The organism is Bradyrhizobium sp. 26S5, assembly GCF_036923295.1.
GTDB classification, from domain to species: Bacteria; Pseudomonadota; Alphaproteobacteria; order Rhizobiales; family Xanthobacteraceae; genus Bradyrhizobium; species Bradyrhizobium septentrionale.
On record NZ_CP145948.1, the window covers coordinates 9,060,707 to 9,076,774 of the forward strand.

The window sequence follows — 16,068 nt, forward strand, 5'->3', positions numbered from 1 at the left end:
GTTATGGGTCCCGGCTTTCGCCGGGACGACCGCTGTTAGGCCGCCGCCTCGATCTCCACCACGATCTTCCCCGTCGTCACCTGCTCGCCCTCGGCAACGTCGATCGACGACACCGTGCCGGCGACGCCGGCGGTGTGGACGTGCTCCATCTTCATCGCTTCCAGCGTCATCACCGGCTGGCCGGCCGCGACCTTGTCGCCGGCCTTCACCAGCACCGCGACGACCCGGCCATTCATGGCGGCGCGGACCTTGCCATCGCCTCCGGCGGCCGACGCGCTCTCCGGCGGGGCGAGCGTGAGATCGCGGGCCGATAGCGTGACGCCACGGTGGAGGATGTGGAGTCGATCGCCGTCGCGCAGGAACTTGGCCTGCTCCATCAAGCCATCGTGGTGGAAGCGGATGCTGTCCTGATCGAGCTCGTCGATCTCGAAGCTGAAGCGATCACCGTCGCGGGTCGCGACGTAGCTGCCGTCGCGCTCGCGAAAAATCTCGATCTCCTGCGCGCCGTGGCCGAGATCGATCCGCAGGCCGAGCGGGAACGTCGCCGACAGCGACCGGCCACGCTGCCAAGGCGGTGCGTGCGGATTGGTGACGTAGAGCAGCAGCGCCGCCAGCGCGAGGTCGCTGCTCCGATCCGGCCGCGGCGCCAGCAACACATCGCGGTTGTCGCCGATGAAGGCCGTGGTCGCCTCGCCCTTGGCAAAGACCGGATGACGCAGGCAGTCGATCAGGAAACCCTGATTGGTGGTGACGCCGAAGGCCGTGACCTGTTCCAGGGCGCAGATCAGCTTGCCGCGCGCCTCGTCCCGGGTCGCGCCATGGCTGATGACCTTGGCGATCATCGAATCATAGAACGGCGGAATCTCCGAGCCTGATTGCAGCGCGTGCTCGACGCGGATGCCATCGGGCATCTGCCACCGCGCCATCGTGCCGGATTGCGGCATGAAGTCGTGCCCGGCGTCTTCCGAGCACAGCCGCACCTCGATGGCGTGACCGGAGAAGGTGATATCCTCCTGCTTGAGGCCAAGCGGCTCACCGCCGGCGACGCGGAGCTGCAGCTCGACCAGATCGAGCCCGGTGATCGCCTCGGTGACGGGATGCTCGACCTGAAGCCGCGTGTTCATCTCCATGAAGTAGAAATTGCCGGCGCGATCGAGCAGGAATTCCAGCGTGCCGGCGCCCTCATAGCCGATCGCCTTGACCGCCTGCACGGCGACCGCACCCATCCGCGCGCGCAGCTCCGGCGCCACCGCGGGCGACGGCGCCTCCTCGATCAGCTTCTGGTGCCGCCGCTGCACCGAGCAATCGCGCTCGCCGAGATGGATGGCGTTGCCATAGCGGTCGCCGAACACCTGGATCTCGATGTGGCGGGGATCGACGATCGCGCGTTCCAGAATCACGGTGGGATCGCCGAACGCGCCCTGCGCTTCCGACCGCGCGCTGCGCAGCGCGTCCGGAAATGCCGCGGCGTCCGCGACGAGCCGCATGCCGCGGCCGCCGCCACCGGCGACCGCCTTGATCATGACCGGAAAGCCGATTGCCTTAGCCTCCGCCAGCATCGCGGTATCGCCCCGTTCGGCGCCCTGATAACCGGGCACGCAGGGCACGCCGGCCTTTTGCATGATCTCCTTGGCGCAGGCCTTGTTGCCCATCGCAAGGATCGCTTCCGGCGACGGGCCGATGAACACCAGCCCGGCATCGCGGCAGCCCTGCGCGAAATCCTCGTTTTCGGCGAGGAAGCCGTAGCCGGGATGCACCGCGCCGGCGCCGCTCGCCTTGGCGGCTGCGATGATCGCGTCCATCTTCAGATAGGATTGCGCCGGCAGCGCCTCGCCGATCCGTACCGCTTGGTCGGCCTCGCGCAAATGCAGCGCGTCGCGATCGGCGTCGGAATAGACCGCGACCACGCCATAACCGAGCCGCCGCGCCGTACGCATGATGCGCAGCGCGATCTCGCCGCGGTTCGCGATCAGGATCTTGAAGAACGGTGTCCGCTTCACAATTGCCCCGCTCATGGCCGCGCCACCGAGAACTGCATGCGCTGCGGGGTGCGCGCCTCCGCCTCGCGGCAGATCGCCAGCACCTCGGCGAGCACGCTGCGGGTGTCGCGCGGATCGATCACGCCGTCGTCGAGCACGCGGGCGCTGGTCGAGAACACGTCCATCTGGCCGTCGAATACGCCGATGATCTGCGCCTTCATCACCTCCAGCTTCTCCTTCTCGATCGGCTTGCCGCGCCTGATGGCAGCGGCTTCGGTGACGATCGCCATGGTTTCGGCGGCCTGCTCGCCGCCCATCACCGCGGTCTTGGCGTTGGGCCAGGAGAAGCAAAAGCGCGGATGGAAGCCGCGGCCGCACATGCCGTAATTGCCGGCGCCGAACGAGGCGCCGCAATACAGCGTGATCTGCGGCACCGTCGCCGACGTCACCGCCTGGATCATCTTGGAGCCGTGCTTGATCATGCCGGCCTCTTCATAGGCCTTGCCCACCATGTACCCGGTGGTGTTGTTCATATAGAGGATCGGCGTGCGCGACTGGCAGCAGGCCTGGATGAAGTGCGTCGCCTTGTTGGCGCCGGGCACATCGAGCGGGCCGTTGTTGGTGATGATGCCGATCGCCTGCCCTTCGATGCGGGCATGACCGCAGACCGTCGCCGGGCCGTAATTGGCACCGAATTCGTTGAAATCGGAATCGTCGATGAAGCGGGCGATCGCCTGCCGCATGTCGACGGGACGCTTGTGGTCCATCGGCATGATGCCGAGCAGCTCCTCGGCGTCATAGCGCGGCGTCTTGAACGCGGCGGGTTCCGACGTCAGACGATCCCAAGGAAGTTTGGCCATGATGTCGCGCGCAATGCGGAGCGCATCGCGATCGTCCTCGGCGAGATAATCGCCGAGGCCGGAGATCGAGGTGTGCATCTCGGCGCCGCCGAGTTCCTCCTCGGTCGCGACCTCGCCGGTGGCGGCCTTGAGCAAGGGCGGCCCGGCAAGGAACGCGCGGGTGCGGCCGCGCACCATCACGATGTAGTCGGAGAGGCCCGTCTGGTACGCGCCGCCCGCGGTCGAGGAGCCATGGGTGACGGTGACGACAGGAAGCCCCGCCGCCGACAGCCGCGCGAGATTGCGGAAGATGTTGCCGCCGCGGACGAAATCCTCGACCCGATAGCGCAGCAGATTGGCGCCGGCGCTCTCGACGAGCTGCACATAGGGCAGCTTGTTCTCCAGCGCGAGCTCCTGCACCCGCAACGTCTTGTCGAGGCCGTAGGGCTGCAGCGCGCCGGCGTCGATACCGGCATCATTGGCGCTGACCATGCAGCGGATGCCGGAGACGAAGCCGATGCCGGCGACCAGCCCGCCGCCGGGCACGCTCTTGTCGGCCTCAGCCACGTCGAACATGTAGCCGGCGAGCGTCGACAGTTCGAGGAAGGGCGAGCCGGGATCGAGCACCAGCGCAACGCGCTCGCGCGGCAGCAGCTGGCCGCGCTTGTGGAAGCGGTCTTTGGCCGCGGCAGACGCCGCGCGGGTCCGCTCCTCCAGCCCCCGCATCCGGGCGATCAGCGCCAGCATGCCGTCGCGATTGCCCCGGAAGCCGGCGCTGCCGGTGGAAATCGTGTTCTCGATGATGGCCACTAGGCGCGCTCCACAAAATGCCCGCTGTATTGCTGCCGCAGCTCGACCTTGCGCAGCTTGCCGGTCGCGGTCATCGGCATTTCCTCGAGGATACGCACCAGCTTCGGCACCTGGAAGCCGCCGAGATGCTTTCTGCAATGCGCCTCGATACCGGCCTCGTCGGCCACCGCGCCGGGCTTCAGCTTGACGAAGGCGGAAACCGCCTCGCCCCATTGCGGATGCGGCAGCCCGACCACGGCGGCGTTCTGCACGGCGGGGTGCGCCAGCAACGTCTCCTCGATCTTGACGGAGGCGACGTTCTCGCCGCCCGACTTGATCATGTCCTTCTTGCGATCGAGGAACAGCACCTCGCCATTCGCATCGATCAGGGCAAGGTCGCCAGTATGGTGCCAGCCGAACTTGCGCGCCTCCTCGGTCGATTTGACGTCCTTGTAGTACCCCATCATCACATTAGGTCCGCGATGCACCAGCTCGCCGATCTCGCCGCGCGGCAGAAGGTTGCCATCGTCGTCCATGATCGCGGTCTCGTTGACAACAAGCGACTCGCCCCAGTAGTTGCCGAAACGGTCGAGCTGCACCTCCGGCCGCGACATCGTCGTTGCCGGGTACATCTCGGTCTGGCCGCTGGACAGCACGAAGTTCGGGCACATGTCCGCCATCGCGCGCTCGAGCAGCGGCTTGCCCATCGGCGCCATGGTGTAGATGCAGCAGCGCAAGCCCGACAGATCGTATTCGCGCCGGCGCGGATGATCGAGGATCGCCTGGTACATCAGCGACAGGCCGACGAACACGGTGAGCCGGTCGCGGACGATCGCCTCCATGCAGACGACCGGATCGAAGCCGCGCATCAATGCCATTCGGCCGCCGACCGAGAGATAGCTGAGCAGCAGCACGTGGCCGGCGCAGTGGAACAGCGGAAACTGCCCGGTGATCCCGTCATCGCGCGAGAGCTGCATCTCGATGCAGTTGCTCATCACGGCCATGACGACGGCGAGGTGGCAGTGCATCGCTCCCTTCGGCCGCGACGTGGTGCCCGAGGTGTAGATGATCATCGCAAGATCGCGGTCGTTGATCTCGACCTCCGGCTCGATGTCGGATTGCCCTTCCAGGAGATCGTTGAAGCTTTGCAACCCGGTCTTGCCGGCATTGCCGGTCAGGTCAATTGCGATCATCTCCATGCCGCGCGCTTCCAGTGCGGCGCGCCGGTCGGCCTGAGCGTGCAGATTGTCATCGATGATGGCGAAGCGCACGTCTGCATGGCCGAGGATGTAGTCCATGTCGGACGGCCCGAGCATGGTGTTGATCGGCACCCAGACCAGGCCGGCGCGGTGGATGCCGAACAGCGCTTTGACGAACTCGACGGAGTTGTTGCAGATGGTCGAGATCTTCTCGCCCGGCTTCAGCCCGCGCTGCACCAGGTGATTGGCAAAGCGGTTGGCGTCGCGTTCGAGCTCGGTGAAGCTGACCTGCCTGTTGCCGTCGGTCAGTGCGACGCGATCCGGAAACCGCCGCGCGGCGCGCTTCAGCAGGTCGCCGATCGCGACCCGCCCGATACGACCCGGCCCGGTGACGCCGCCGGTTGCTAAGAGGTTGTCCATGTGGCTCCTCCTCCGTCGTCATTGCGAGGAGCGAAGCGACGAAGCAATCCATCCTTCCGATGGCAAGATGGATTGCTTCGCTTCGCTCGCAATGACGGCGGGGTTGACGATCAGTGCCTGACCCCAAAGATCTGCCGCGCTTCTGCCGGGCTCGCGATCTCGCGGCCGGCACGGCGCGCACAGGCGGCGAGCCCTTCGACGAGCTGCCCGTTCGAGGTCACCTTGGTGCCGTCGCCGAGATAGAACGTATCCTCCAGCCCGCTGCGCAGATGGCCGCCGAGATCGGCGGCGCGCTGGTGCAGCGGCCAGATCTCGCCGCGGCCGATCGCGGTGACCTGCCAATGCGCGTCCGGCACCTTCAGCTTCAAGAGGATCGGCAACAGCTCCGGATCGGCCGGCATGCCCGAGGCGACACCCATGACGAAATTGTATTCGAGCGGCCCGGAATACATGCCGGTCTGCCGGTACATGCCGACGCAGCGCACGATGCCGACATCGAAGCATTCGAATTCGGGGATGGTGCCGGCGACCTTCATCACGTCGAGATAGTCCTGCACCTTCTCGACCGCGTTATCGAACATCATCGGCGGCCAGGCCCAGGTGTTGTCGGCCTTGACCTTCAGATAGTTCAGCGAGCCGGCGTTGCAGGCGGCGATCTCGGGTTTGGTCTCGCGCACGCAGTCGAGCGCGCCCTGGTAGTTCGGGCCCGAGGTCCCCGTGGTGTGATTGATGATCACGCCCGGGCAGGCCTCGCGGATCGCCTGCTGGATGTCCTTGCTGACACTGACCTCCCATGACGGCAAGTGACCCTTGTTCGGCTCCTGCTGGCGCAGATGGATGTGCATGATGCTGGCGCCGGCGTTGAACGCGGCCCTGGCCTCGCGCGCCATCTGTTCCGGCGTCACCGGGACGTTGTGCTGCTTCGGGTCGGTAAGCACGCCATTCAGCGCGCAGGTGATGACGGCCTTGTCGCTCATGGCGTCTCGCTTGTCCGGGTTGCAGCGCACATGCGCCGTTGGTTTTCCCATGATGAGAAATTTGCCGGCGCGCCATCTTGCGTTGACTGGCTAAGTCGATGTATCCACGCCGGAATCCGTCGCCAGCCGGTTAACACAAGACGCAGAGCCCGCGTGACGCATAGGCTCTGCTTGCCAAGCAGAAGCGGCACAACAAGCCGGCATCACGGGGAGAACGTCATGGTCTCGATCAACCGGCGCACATGGCTCACCGGCGCAGCAGGCGCTGGCCTTGCCGCAGTCGCGGGCCTGCGGCCTTCGCTCGCCGAAGACACGCCCGGCGTCACCGCGACCGAGATCAGGATCGGCAGCACCACCTCGCTCAGCGGCCCGGTGTCCGCGCTCGGCGTGCAGGCGCGCTGCCAGGAAGCCTACTTCAAGATGCTCAACGAGCAGGGCGGCATCGCCGGCCGGCAGATCAAGTACATCTATTACGACGACGCGTTCAATCCGGCGAAGACGGTCGAGCAGGTGCGCCGCCTGATCGAAAGCGACAATGTCGCCTTCCTGTTCAACATGCTCGGCACCGCGCCGAACTCGTCCGTCGTCAAATACATCAACGCCGCGAAAGTCCCGCATCTGTTCCTGTCGGTGAACGGCGACAAATGGGGCGACTACAAGAGCTATCCCTGGACCATGGGCTTTGCGCCGAGCGCACGGACCGAGGCGCAGGTGTTCGTCAAATACGCGCTGAGCCAGAACAAGGACGCGAAGTTCGCGGTGCTCTACCAGAACGATGATCTCGGCAAGGATTTCGTCGCCGGCGCCAGGGATGTGCTGGGCGAGCGGTTCGCTGCTGCAGCCGTGGTGGCCTCGCACGAGGTCACCGATCCCACGATCGATTCCCAGATCGTGACCCTGCGGGGCGCCAATCCCGATGTGCTGATCTCGGGCACCACGGCAAAGTTCTGCGCGCAGTCGATCCGCAAGATCTACGAGCTCGGCTGGAAGCCGATGCATTTCATCGCCAGCGGCGCTGCCTCGATCTCCTCCACCATCGCTCCGGTTGGTCTGGACAAGTCGCAGGGCACGATCTCGTCGGCCTATGTGAAGGACGTCGCCGATCCAGCCTGGGCCAATGATCCCGGTGTGAAGACTTTCCTCGCCTTCATGGAAAAATACTTCCCCGACGGCAATCCGAAGGAAGGCTACAATCTCTACGCCTACACGGTGGCGCAGGTGTTGAAGATCGTGCTCGAGCAATGCAAGGGCAACTTTAGCCGCGACAACATCATGGCGCAGGCGAACAATCTGAAGGACATCGAGGTCCCGACGCTGTTGCCCGGCATCCGCGTCAACACCAGCCCGACCAATCATCATCCGCTGCAGCAGCTTCAGCTGCAACGGATCGAGGGCCCGGGCTGGCTGCGGTTCGGCGAGGTGATCCAGGGCGCGAACCTCTAGCCGTCGTCCCGGGCAAGCCAACGGGCCGGCGCAAAGCGCCGCCCGATGACAGGCTCCGCGCGACCCGGGACCGATAACCACGAACAGTGGTTATTTGAGTCCGCTGGAGCCCCAGCCAGCTCAACTATTGAGATTTGTGGTTATGGGTCCCGGCGCCCGTGCGCAATTGCGCACTAGGCCGGGACGACAGTCTACGTCAGTGCGCGTTCGCTCGCCGCCTGCCCGGTGCGGTAGATCGCGAGATCGCGCGAGCCGGAGAAGATCGCGCGCGGCTTCAGGCCATAGAAGCGGCGGATCGAGTGGCTGAAATGGGTGCTATCGGGATAGCCGATGTCCTGCGCCAGATGCGCGAGGTTGATGTCCTGGTTGGCGAAGTGCAGCAGATGCCGCGCACGCTTCCAGGCGCGGAAGGTGCGGAACGAGATCCCGGTCTCCTCCTTGAACAGATGCAGGAAACGCGAGGGCGATAGACCGGCGTCGGTGGCACAGCCCGCCGCGGTCACCGGCTCGCCGGAGAATTGCCCGATGCGGCTGATGGCGCGCACCACGCGCGGATCGAGCGCCCGCTGCGGCAGCGCGTCGCCGAAGCACATCGTGTCGAACTCGGCATTCGCAATCGCGTCGCGGTGCTGCATCTCGGCGAGTGTCGCATAGGCGTCGCGGATGCGACCCGCGAACAGATGCGAGTCCGATCCTTGCAGGCGGCGGGCGACCGCCTCCAGGGTGCCGTCCGGCACGCTTTCCGGCTCGATCGCAACGCAGATCGCCGAGCGATATTCGCTGGTGATGGTGTGGCGCAGGTTCGGCATCGTCACGGCGAGTTCGCCATGGGACTCGCGGCCTTCGCTGGTCGACAGATGCAACCCGTCGCGGATCGCGACATAGACATGGAATGCGCCGGGACAGCGTTCGCGCGGGCGGCCGAGCAGCCCGGCATAGAACACCCGTTCCGGCGTGATCAGCATCCGGTGGCCGGATTGCTCGCCCTTTGCGTCCACGATCGCGTCCATGGCGGTTCCTCCTCGCGCGGCTCTTTGGGCCGCTGCGGCGGGAGCTACCATAGCGCAATTTCGCAACCTGTCACCGACGCTGAACGTCGTCATTCCGGGGCGATGCGACGCATTGCCCTGGAACGACGGGGAAGTTACGGCCGCGCGCGCGGCGCAACGTTCTGTTCCTGCCCGGCTTTTTGCTCCGCCGCCACCGCGCGCTTGTAGCCGTCACGCTGCTGCAGCCGCGCCCAATAGGCCGCGACATTCGGCCCGAAATCCTTGGCAAGGCCGATATTGCCGGCGAGCCGGAGCGCATAGCCGTTGGCGATGTCGGCGGCGGTGAAGCGTTCCGCGCAGAGGAATTCAGATTTCGCGGCGGCGGCCTCGACCGCGCGCAGGCGGCCGAGGAACCATTTTGCATAATCGCCCGAGACCTGCGGGTTGCGCCGCTCCTCCGGCTCGAGCTGGCTGTAGCGGAGCACCAGCGTCTGCGGAAAGGTCAGCGTCGCGTCGGAGAAATACATCCAGTTCAGGAAGGCGCCATAGGCCGGCTCGTCGACACCGACGATCAGCGGCGTCGGGCCGTATTTGGTGCCGAGGTAATGGCAGATGCCGGACGACTCCGTCATCCGGGTCTCGCCGTCGATCATGAACGGGATGGTGCCGAGCGGATTGATGCCGAGATATTCCTTGGCGAACACGCGCGGCGGGAACGGCAGCATCTTCAGCTCATAGGGAAGCCCGAGCTCCTCCAGCATCCACAGCGGACGGAACGAGCGCGCGGCGTCGCAGTGATACAGCGTGATCATCAGGCGTTTCCCTTTTGCTTGAGGCCCGGCAGCGTGCCCATCATCTTGCACAATACCATGAGCATCACCTCGTCGGCGCCGCCGCCGATCGAGGTCAGGCGGCTGTCGCGATAGGCGCGGCTGACCGGCGTCTCGTTGGTGAAGCCCATGCCACCCCAATATTGCAGGCAGGCATCGGTGAGCTCGCGGCCGAGCCGGCCGGCCTTCAGTTTCGTCATGGTCGCGAGCCGGGTGACGTCCTCGCCGGCGACCAGCGCCTCGCCGGCACGGTAGATCAGCGAGCGCAGCAGCTCGATCTCGGTCTGCATCTCCGCGAGCTTGAAGTGCACCACCTGGTTGTCGAGGATCGAGCCGCCGAACGCCTTGCGGTTGCGGGTGTAGTCGATGGTCTCGTTGATGATGTACTCATGCGCCTTCAGGCAGGCCGCCGCGCCCCACAGCCGCTCCTCCTGGAACTGGATCATCTGGTAAGTGAAGCCCTGGCCCTCCTCGCCGATCCGGTTGCGCTTCGGCACCCGGACATTGTCGAAGAAGATCTGCGCGGTATCGGACGAGCGCATGCCCAGCTTGTCGAGTTTTCGCGCGACCTGCACACCCTTGGTCTTCATCGGAACGCAGATCAGGGACTTGTTGCGATGGACCGAGCCGTCGCTGGTGTTGGCGAGCAGGCAGATCCAGTCGGCCTGGGTGCCGTTGGTGATCCACATCTTGCCGCCATTGATGACGTAGTCGTCGCCGTCGGAGCGGGCATTGGTCTTGATCGAGGCGACGTCCGAGCCGGCGCCGGGCTCGGAGACGCCGATGCAGGCGACCTGGTCGCCCGCAATCGCCGGCGCCAAAAATTCGCGGCGCACCTCGTCGGAGCCGAACCGCGCCAACGCCGGCGTCGCCATATCGGTCTGTACCCCGATCGCCATCGGCACGCCGCCGCAGGTGATGGCGCCTAACTCTTCGGCCATCATCAGCGCGTAGGAATAATCCAGCCCCTGGCCGCCATATTCGACCGGCTTGTTGAGGCCGAGGAAGCCGAGATTGCCGAGCTTCTTGAACAGCTCATGCGCCGGGAAGATATCGGCCTTCTCCCATGCGTCGACATGCGGATTGATCTCGGCCGCGATGAATCTCTGCAAGGCCCGGCGCGGTTCGTCATGGTCGGCGGTGAAGAGCATTTTTGCTTCCTGTCATTCCGGGGCGACCGCGCAGCGGGCGAACCCGGAATCTCGATCCATTCAATCTCTGGGTTCCGGGTTCGCGCTGCGCGCGCCCCGGAACGACGGCATGTCACTCACAACCCCATCTGCCGGCTCGCCAGATCCTTCATGATCTCCTCCGTGCCGCCGCCGATGGCGTTGACCTTGACCTCGCGGTAGATGCGCTCGACCTTGATGCCGCGCATGAAGCCGGCGCCGCCGAAGATCTGCACCGCCTCAGACGCGCAATGCGCCATGGTCTGCGTCGCCTGGTTCTTCATCATGCAGATCTCGGCGACCGGGCTTTCGCCCTGGCCGAGCCGCCACGCCAGCATTTCCAGCATCGCCTGCGAGGCCGCGACCTTCTGCGCCATGTCGACGATCTTGTGCCTGATCACCTGGTGCTGGGCGATCGGCTTGCCGAAGGTCTTGCGCTCCTTGGCATAGGCGATCGCCTCGTCGAGGCAGACCCGCGCATAGGCGGTGCAGCTCGCCGCCATGCCCATGCGCTCGCTGTTGAAGTTCTGCATGATGATCTTGAAGCCCTGGCCCTCCTCGCCGATCAAATTCTCGACCGGCACGCGGCATTCGTCGAAATGCAGCGTCGCGGTGTCCGACGCCCACCAGCCCATCTTCTTCAGCCTGGTGCGGGACAGGCCCGGCGTATTGCCCTCGATCAGGAGCAGGCTGACGCCGCCGGGGCCTTCGCCACCGGTGCGCACCGCCACCGTCAGATAGTCGGCGCGCATGCCCGAGGTGATGAAGGTCTTCTCGCCAGAGACGACGTAATGGTCGCCGTCGCGCCGCGCCTTGGTGCGGAGGTTGGCGACGTCGGAGCCGCCGCTCGGCTCGGTGATCGCGAGCGCGGAAATTTTCTTGCCGGCGAGCACCTCCGGCAGCACCCGCGCCTTCACCTCCGGCCGTGCGGCGCGGGCGATCGGCGGCGAGCCGATGGTGTGGCTCATCAGGCTTGAACTAACGCCGCCGGCGCCGGCCCGCGCCAGCTCTTGCGAGGCCACGATCTTCATGAACTGGTCGGCGGCGATCCCGCCATATTCTTCCGGGAAACCGAGGCCGAGCAGCCCGATCTCGGATGCCTTGGCGTAGAGCTCGCGCGGAAACTCGCCCTCCTCGTCCCATTGATGGGCATAAGGCTCGATTTCCCTGGCAACAAAGCGCCGCATCACCTCGCGAAAGGCCTCATGCTCGCTGGTGTAGAACGGGTTTGTCATCCGCTTGCTCCGTTGATTCTCGCCTCCGACGATGTCCGGATTCTTCCCTGTTCACTTGCGTCGAGTGGCTGTCCGCTGGACCGGCTTTCCATCCCGGCACAAGCCAGCCAGTAAACGCAAGACAGTATCCCAATACGCCCCCTCCACTGCCAATTCATGGCATCAATTGAGCCAGGAACAGGCGGCGCAAGACTGCCGTTCCGGAGGAGGGAAATTTGCCAGTTCGTTACTACGACTGGATCGCGCATCATCGCCGGCGTACGCCGGACAAGATGGCGCTTGTCGATCTCGCAAGCAATCGCCGCTTCAGCTATGCGGAGCTCGACGCCCGCGTGTCGTGGCTCGCGGGCTATCTGCGCGACGCCCTCAAGGTCGCCGGCGGCGACCGCGTCGCGGTGCTGGCGCTGAACACCACCGAAACGCTGGAGGTGCAGTTCGCCTGCTTCCGGATCGGCGCGATCTTCCTGCCGCTCAACACCCGCCTCACCGTTCCCGAGCTGCGCTACATCACCGGCGACGCGTCGCCCAAGGTGATGATCCATGACGACGATCTCGCCGAGACCGCGCTTGAGGTCGCGAAACTCTGCAATGTCGCAGCGACCGTGAGGCTCGGCCCCGGCGGCGCCTATGAGGCCGGCATCGCGGCGGCCAAACCGCTCGAGCGGTTCGAGGAGGTCATGCTCGATGACATCTCGACCATCATGTACACCTCGGGCACCACGGGCCAGCCCAAGGGCGCGATCATCACGCATGGGATGACGTTCTGGAATTGCGTCAATCTCGGCGGCCCCGCCTATATCTCGCCGGCGTCCGTACTGCTGACGGTGCTGCCGCTGTTCCACACCGGCGGGTTGAATTGCTACACCAACCCGGTGCTGCATGCCGGCGGCACGGTACTGATCATGCGCGCGTTCGAACCCGGCGAGGCGCTGAAGCTGATCTCTGACCCGGCGCAGGGCGTCAACGTGTTCTTCGGTGTGCCCGCGATCTACCAGTTCATGGCGCAGCATCCGGCCTTCGCGACCGCGGACTTCAGCCGCCTCGTCATCGGCGGCGTCGGCGGCGCGCCGATGCCTGTGCCGCTGCTCAAGACCTGGGAGGCGCGCGGCGTCGCGCTGCAGCAGGGCTACGGCATGACCGAGACCTCGCCGGCGGTGATGGTGCTCGACCGCGAGGATGCCGCGCGCAAGGCGGGCTCGTCCGGCAAGCCGGTGCTGCACACGGAAGTGCGGATCGTGCGGCCCGACGGTAGCGATGCCGCGGTCGGCGAGCTCGGCGAACTCTGGGTCAAGGGCCCGAACATCACGCCGGGCTACTGGAACCGGCCGGACGCCAATGCCGCCTCCTTCACCGACGGCTGGCTGCACACCGGCGACGCCACGCGGATCGACGAGGAGGGCTTCTACTACATCGTCGATCGCTGGAAGGACATGTACATCTCCGGCGGCGAGAACGTCTATCCGGCCGAGGTCGAGAGCGTGCTGCACCAATTGGCGGCCGTGGCCGAGGCCGCTGTGATCGGCATCCCGAGCGAGCAATGGGGCGAGGTCGGGATGGCGATCATTGCCGTGAAACCAGGCCACTCGCTGACGCCGGCCGAGATCCACGCGCATTGCCAGGCCAATCTGGCGCGGTTCAAGTGCCCGCGCCTGATCGAATTCATCGATGCCCTGCCGCGGAACGCGACAGGCAAAATTCATAAGCCGACGCTCCGGCAGCAATTCAGCCAGCCGAAGCCAACCGATACCGCGGCGTGATCTCAAGACGCGCGTGACGCGTTTCTGGTTTCGCCGCGACAACAATTGCCCCATAGCCGTCTGCCGGGACCGGCTGCGGGTTCGTTGCGTAAGTCCCCAATCAAAATCAATCGAGGAAATTGTCTTTATGAAAACAACAAAACTGTCGCTGCTGGCCGCCGCCACGGCGCTCTGCCTGCTCTCCACCCAGGCCGCCTTTGCACAAAAGAAGTATGACACCGGCGCCTCCGACACCGAGATCAAGATCGGCAATGTCGAGGCCTATAGCGGTCCCGCCTCCGCCTACGGCGTCATCGGTAAAACCGAAGAAGCCTATTTCAAGATGATCAACGATCAGGGCGGCATCAACGGCCGCAAGATCAACTGGATCTCCTATGACGACGGCTACTCGCCGCCCAAGACGGTGGAGCAGATCCGCAAGCTGATCGAGAGCGACGAGGTGTTCCTGGTGTTCAACGCGCTGGGCACGCCGACCCAGACCGCGGTGCAGAAGTATCACAACGCCAAGAAGGTGCCGCAGCTCTTCCTCGCCACCGGCGCCAGCAAGTGGAACGATCCGAAGGATTTTCCGTGGACGATGGGCTTCCAGCCGAGCTATCGCGTCGAGGCGCGGATCTTCGGCAAGTACATCCTGAAAGCCAAGCCGGACGCCAAGGTCGCGATCTTCTACGCCAATGACGATTTCGGCAAGGACTACCTGATCGGCCTGAAGGAGGTCCTCGACAAGTCGTCCGCCAAGATCGTCGCCGAGGAGAGCTACGAGACCACCGAGCCGTCGATCGATTCCCACATCGTCAAGCTGAAAGACACCGGCGCCGACGTGTTCGTCAACATCTCGACGCCGAAGTTCGCCGCGCAGGCGATCAAGAAGATCGCCGAGCTCAACTGGAAGCCGATGCACGTGATGACCGACGTCTCGATCTCGATCGGCGCGGTGATGAAGCCCGCCGGGCTGGAAGCCTCGGAAGGCGTGCTGTCGGCCGGCTACCTCAAGGACGCCTCCGATCCGCAGTGGAAGAACGATGAGGGCATGAAGAAGTTCATGGCCTTCGCCGAGAAGTACATGCCGGGCGCCAACCTGTCCGACGCCAATCTGGTCTATGGCTACGCCGCGGCGCAGACCATGGCGCAGGTGCTGAAGCAGGCCGGCGACAACCTGACGCGCGAGAACGTGATGAAGCAGGCCGCGAGCCTGAGGGACTTCACGCCCGACACCCTGATCCCCGGCATCCGGATCAACACCAGCGCGACCGACTTCGCCCCGGTCGAGCAGCTCAAGATGATGCAGTTCAAGAACGGGCAGTGGGAGCTGTTCGGCGACATCATCAGCGCGGAGACCGGCGGCTAGTCGAGTCCGCTCGACGAGTGAACTTTTATCGCGAAGCCGCCCATTCGGGCGGCTTCGTTGTTCTTGCGGAGTGATAGGCTGGATGAAATCCGGCAGGGCGATGCGCGCCCCTATCTCACCGTCACCCTGAGGAGCCGCGAAGCGGCGTCTCGAAGGGTCGACGGCCCCGCCGGTGGCCGTGCATCCTTCGAGGCTCGCAAGAGCTCGCACCTCAGGATGACGGGATTGGCATCCGTGGGTTGGTTAGTTGCGAGCATTAATCGCCGGCGTGGTCGCGTCCGCGCGCCCGAGGCCGCGTGGCCTTGGTGCGACTATCCCGGCAGGAAGATCGCAAACGGCTCATCGATCGTGCGGCGCAGATGCTCGCGATAGAGGGCAAAGTTGGCGTCATCGGACGACACCCGCCCGACGCTCGGCTTGGGCACGTTCTTCACCGGCAGGAACGCGATCGGCGCGGCGACCGGCGTCAGCAGCGAGCCGCGGCCGGCGAGCAAGGTCGTGATGATGCCGTACATCTCGCCGGAATTACGCGGACGCGAGACCGTGATCACGCGGTGCTGGCCGTGCCGGTTGGTCACGAGATAGACGAAGCCGGATTCGTTGGGCACCGCCACCTCGCCATACTGGGTGTAGTCGGTATCCTGCCGCTCGCCCTCGCGAAAGCCGAGCGATGATGCCGCCTCGTCCCAAGCGATCTCGGTGCGGTAGGCGTAGATCGCGCCCTTCTCGCCGAACGACGGACGCACCGTGATGTAGGTCCCCTCGATCCGCGCCACCGAGCGGCGGGAATAGGATCCGAGGCTGTCGGGCGCGATCCCGCCATTGGCAGGCGCGACCACGCTGATCGCCTCCGGCAGCTTGCGCAAGGACACGCCGAGCGCCTGCTCCAGCCGTACGGTGGTCGCCAGCGTGAACGGGCGGCGACCGCCGAGCACCTTCTCCAGCGTCGACAGGCTGAGCTTCGCCTGCTCGGCCAGCATCTGCCGCGAGATGCGGCGGCGCGCGATTTCCTCCCGAATGGTCTCCGCAACCTGCTGGCTCTGCTCGGCGGAAAGCTGCTTGTCTGGCGTCGGCATCGTGATTCCTGCCCGATT

Annotated in this window: 12 protein-coding genes; 3 read left to right on the forward strand and 9 right to left on the reverse strand. The window is 65.2% G+C overall.

Annotated elements, in window-relative coordinates; translation table 11 throughout:
- Window positions 1-35: 35 nt before the first annotated feature.
- The 4 genes from V5279_RS42805 to V5279_RS42820 all read right to left on the reverse strand — a co-directional run bounded on the left by V5279_RS42805 (window position 36) and on the right by V5279_RS42820 (window position 6,203).
- On the reverse strand, window positions 36-2,015 hold the full coding sequence (locus tag V5279_RS42805; protein ID WP_338693018.1) for an acetyl-CoA carboxylase biotin carboxylase subunit: 1,980 nt from the start codon (window positions 2,013-2,015) through the stop codon (window positions 36-38).
- Window positions 2,012-3,628 (reverse strand): acyl-CoA carboxylase subunit beta, encoded by a 1,617-nt coding sequence (locus tag V5279_RS42810; RefSeq protein ID WP_338693020.1) that lies wholly within the window; start codon window positions 3,626-3,628, stop codon window positions 2,012-2,014. Before V5279_RS42810 ends, V5279_RS42805 begins: the two co-directional genes overlap by 4 nt.
- Window positions 3,628-5,226, reverse strand: coding sequence for an AMP-binding protein (locus V5279_RS42815; protein WP_338693022.1), 1,599 nt, complete (start codon window positions 5,224-5,226; stop codon window positions 3,628-3,630). The genes V5279_RS42810 and V5279_RS42815 overlap by 1 nt, the downstream gene beginning before the upstream one ends.
- A gap of 110 nt (window positions 5,227-5,336) precedes the next feature.
- Complete coding sequence (locus tag V5279_RS42820) at window positions 5,337-6,203, reverse strand: 3-keto-5-aminohexanoate cleavage protein (RefSeq protein ID WP_338693024.1); 867 nt, start codon at window positions 6,201-6,203, stop codon at window positions 5,337-5,339.
- A 219-nt stretch (window positions 6,204-6,422) separates the two neighbouring features.
- Between V5279_RS42820 and V5279_RS42825 the strand changes: the two genes are divergently transcribed.
- Complete coding sequence (locus V5279_RS42825; RefSeq protein ID WP_338693026.1) at window positions 6,423-7,646, forward strand: ABC transporter substrate-binding protein; 1,224 nt, start codon at window positions 6,423-6,425, stop codon at window positions 7,644-7,646.
- Window positions 7,647-7,837: 191 nt separating this feature from the next.
- On the opposite strand, the gene V5279_RS42830 is transcribed toward V5279_RS42825, so the two are convergent.
- From V5279_RS42830 to V5279_RS42845, 4 genes are all read right to left on the reverse strand, one after another.
- Window positions 7,838-8,656, reverse strand: coding sequence for a helix-turn-helix domain-containing protein (locus V5279_RS42830; protein ID WP_338693028.1), 819 nt, complete (start codon window positions 8,654-8,656; stop codon window positions 7,838-7,840).
- A 134-nt stretch (window positions 8,657-8,790) separates the two neighbouring features.
- The gene (locus V5279_RS42835; protein WP_338693031.1) at window positions 8,791-9,447 is read right to left on the reverse strand and encodes a glutathione S-transferase family protein; all 657 of its coding nucleotides are present in this window, start codon (window positions 9,445-9,447) and stop codon (window positions 8,791-8,793) included.
- Complete coding sequence (locus V5279_RS42840; protein WP_338693033.1) at window positions 9,447-10,616, reverse strand: acyl-CoA dehydrogenase family protein; 1,170 nt, start codon at window positions 10,614-10,616, stop codon at window positions 9,447-9,449. The genes V5279_RS42835 and V5279_RS42840 overlap by 1 nt, the downstream gene beginning before the upstream one ends.
- A gap of 116 nt (window positions 10,617-10,732) precedes the next feature.
- Window positions 10,733-11,869, reverse strand: a complete 1,137-nt coding sequence (locus V5279_RS42845) for an acyl-CoA dehydrogenase family protein (RefSeq protein WP_338693035.1) — start codon at window positions 11,867-11,869, stop codon at window positions 10,733-10,735.
- 215 nt (window positions 11,870-12,084) lie between these two features.
- Here V5279_RS42845 and V5279_RS42850 point away from each other — a divergent pair, with 215 nt between their 5' ends.
- Window positions 12,085-13,626: a long-chain fatty acid--CoA ligase gene (locus tag V5279_RS42850; protein ID WP_338693037.1), complete on the forward strand. Its 1,542-nt coding sequence runs from the start codon at window positions 12,085-12,087 to the stop codon at window positions 13,624-13,626.
- A gap of 127 nt (window positions 13,627-13,753) precedes the next feature.
- Window positions 13,754-14,974 (forward strand): ABC transporter substrate-binding protein, encoded by a 1,221-nt coding sequence (locus V5279_RS42855; protein WP_338693039.1) that lies wholly within the window; start codon window positions 13,754-13,756, stop codon window positions 14,972-14,974.
- A 311-nt stretch (window positions 14,975-15,285) separates the two neighbouring features.
- Here V5279_RS42855 and V5279_RS42860 read toward each other — a convergent pair whose 3' ends face one another.
- On the reverse strand, window positions 15,286-16,050 hold the full coding sequence (locus V5279_RS42860; protein WP_338693041.1) for a helix-turn-helix transcriptional regulator: 765 nt from the start codon (window positions 16,048-16,050) through the stop codon (window positions 15,286-15,288).
- Window positions 16,051-16,068: the final 18 nt, after the last annotated feature.

What these genes read in the sequence shown, in the direction of transcription:
- V5279_RS42805 (WP_338693018.1), bottom strand. Translation starts at nt 2,015, where the DNA reads ATGAGCGGGGCAATTGTGAAGCGGACACCGTTCTTCAAGATCCTGATC.
- V5279_RS42815 (WP_338693022.1), bottom strand. Translation starts at nt 5,226, where the DNA reads ATGGACAACCTCTTAGCAACCGGCGGCGTCACCGGGCCGGGTCGTATC.
- V5279_RS42820 (WP_338693024.1), bottom strand. Translation starts at nt 6,203, where the DNA reads ATGAGCGACAAGGCCGTCATCACCTGCGCGCTGAATGGCGTGCTTACC.
- V5279_RS42825 (WP_338693026.1), top strand. Translation starts at nt 6,423, where the DNA reads ATGGTCTCGATCAACCGGCGCACATGGCTCACCGGCGCAGCAGGCGCT.
- V5279_RS42830 (WP_338693028.1), bottom strand. Translation starts at nt 8,656, where the DNA reads ATGGACGCGATCGTGGACGCAAAGGGCGAGCAATCCGGCCACCGGATG.
- V5279_RS42835 (WP_338693031.1), bottom strand. Translation starts at nt 9,447, where the DNA reads ATGATCACGCTGTATCACTGCGACGCCGCGCGCTCGTTCCGTCCGCTG.
- V5279_RS42840 (WP_338693033.1), bottom strand. Translation starts at nt 10,616, where the DNA reads ATGCTCTTCACCGCCGACCATGACGAACCGCGCCGGGCCTTGCAGAGA.
- V5279_RS42845 (WP_338693035.1), bottom strand. Translation starts at nt 11,869, where the DNA reads ATGACAAACCCGTTCTACACCAGCGAGCATGAGGCCTTTCGCGAGGTG.
- V5279_RS42855 (WP_338693039.1), top strand. Translation starts at nt 13,754, where the DNA reads ATGAAAACAACAAAACTGTCGCTGCTGGCCGCCGCCACGGCGCTCTGC.
- V5279_RS42860 (WP_338693041.1), bottom strand. Translation starts at nt 16,050, where the DNA reads ATGCCGACGCCAGACAAGCAGCTTTCCGCCGAGCAGAGCCAGCAGGTT.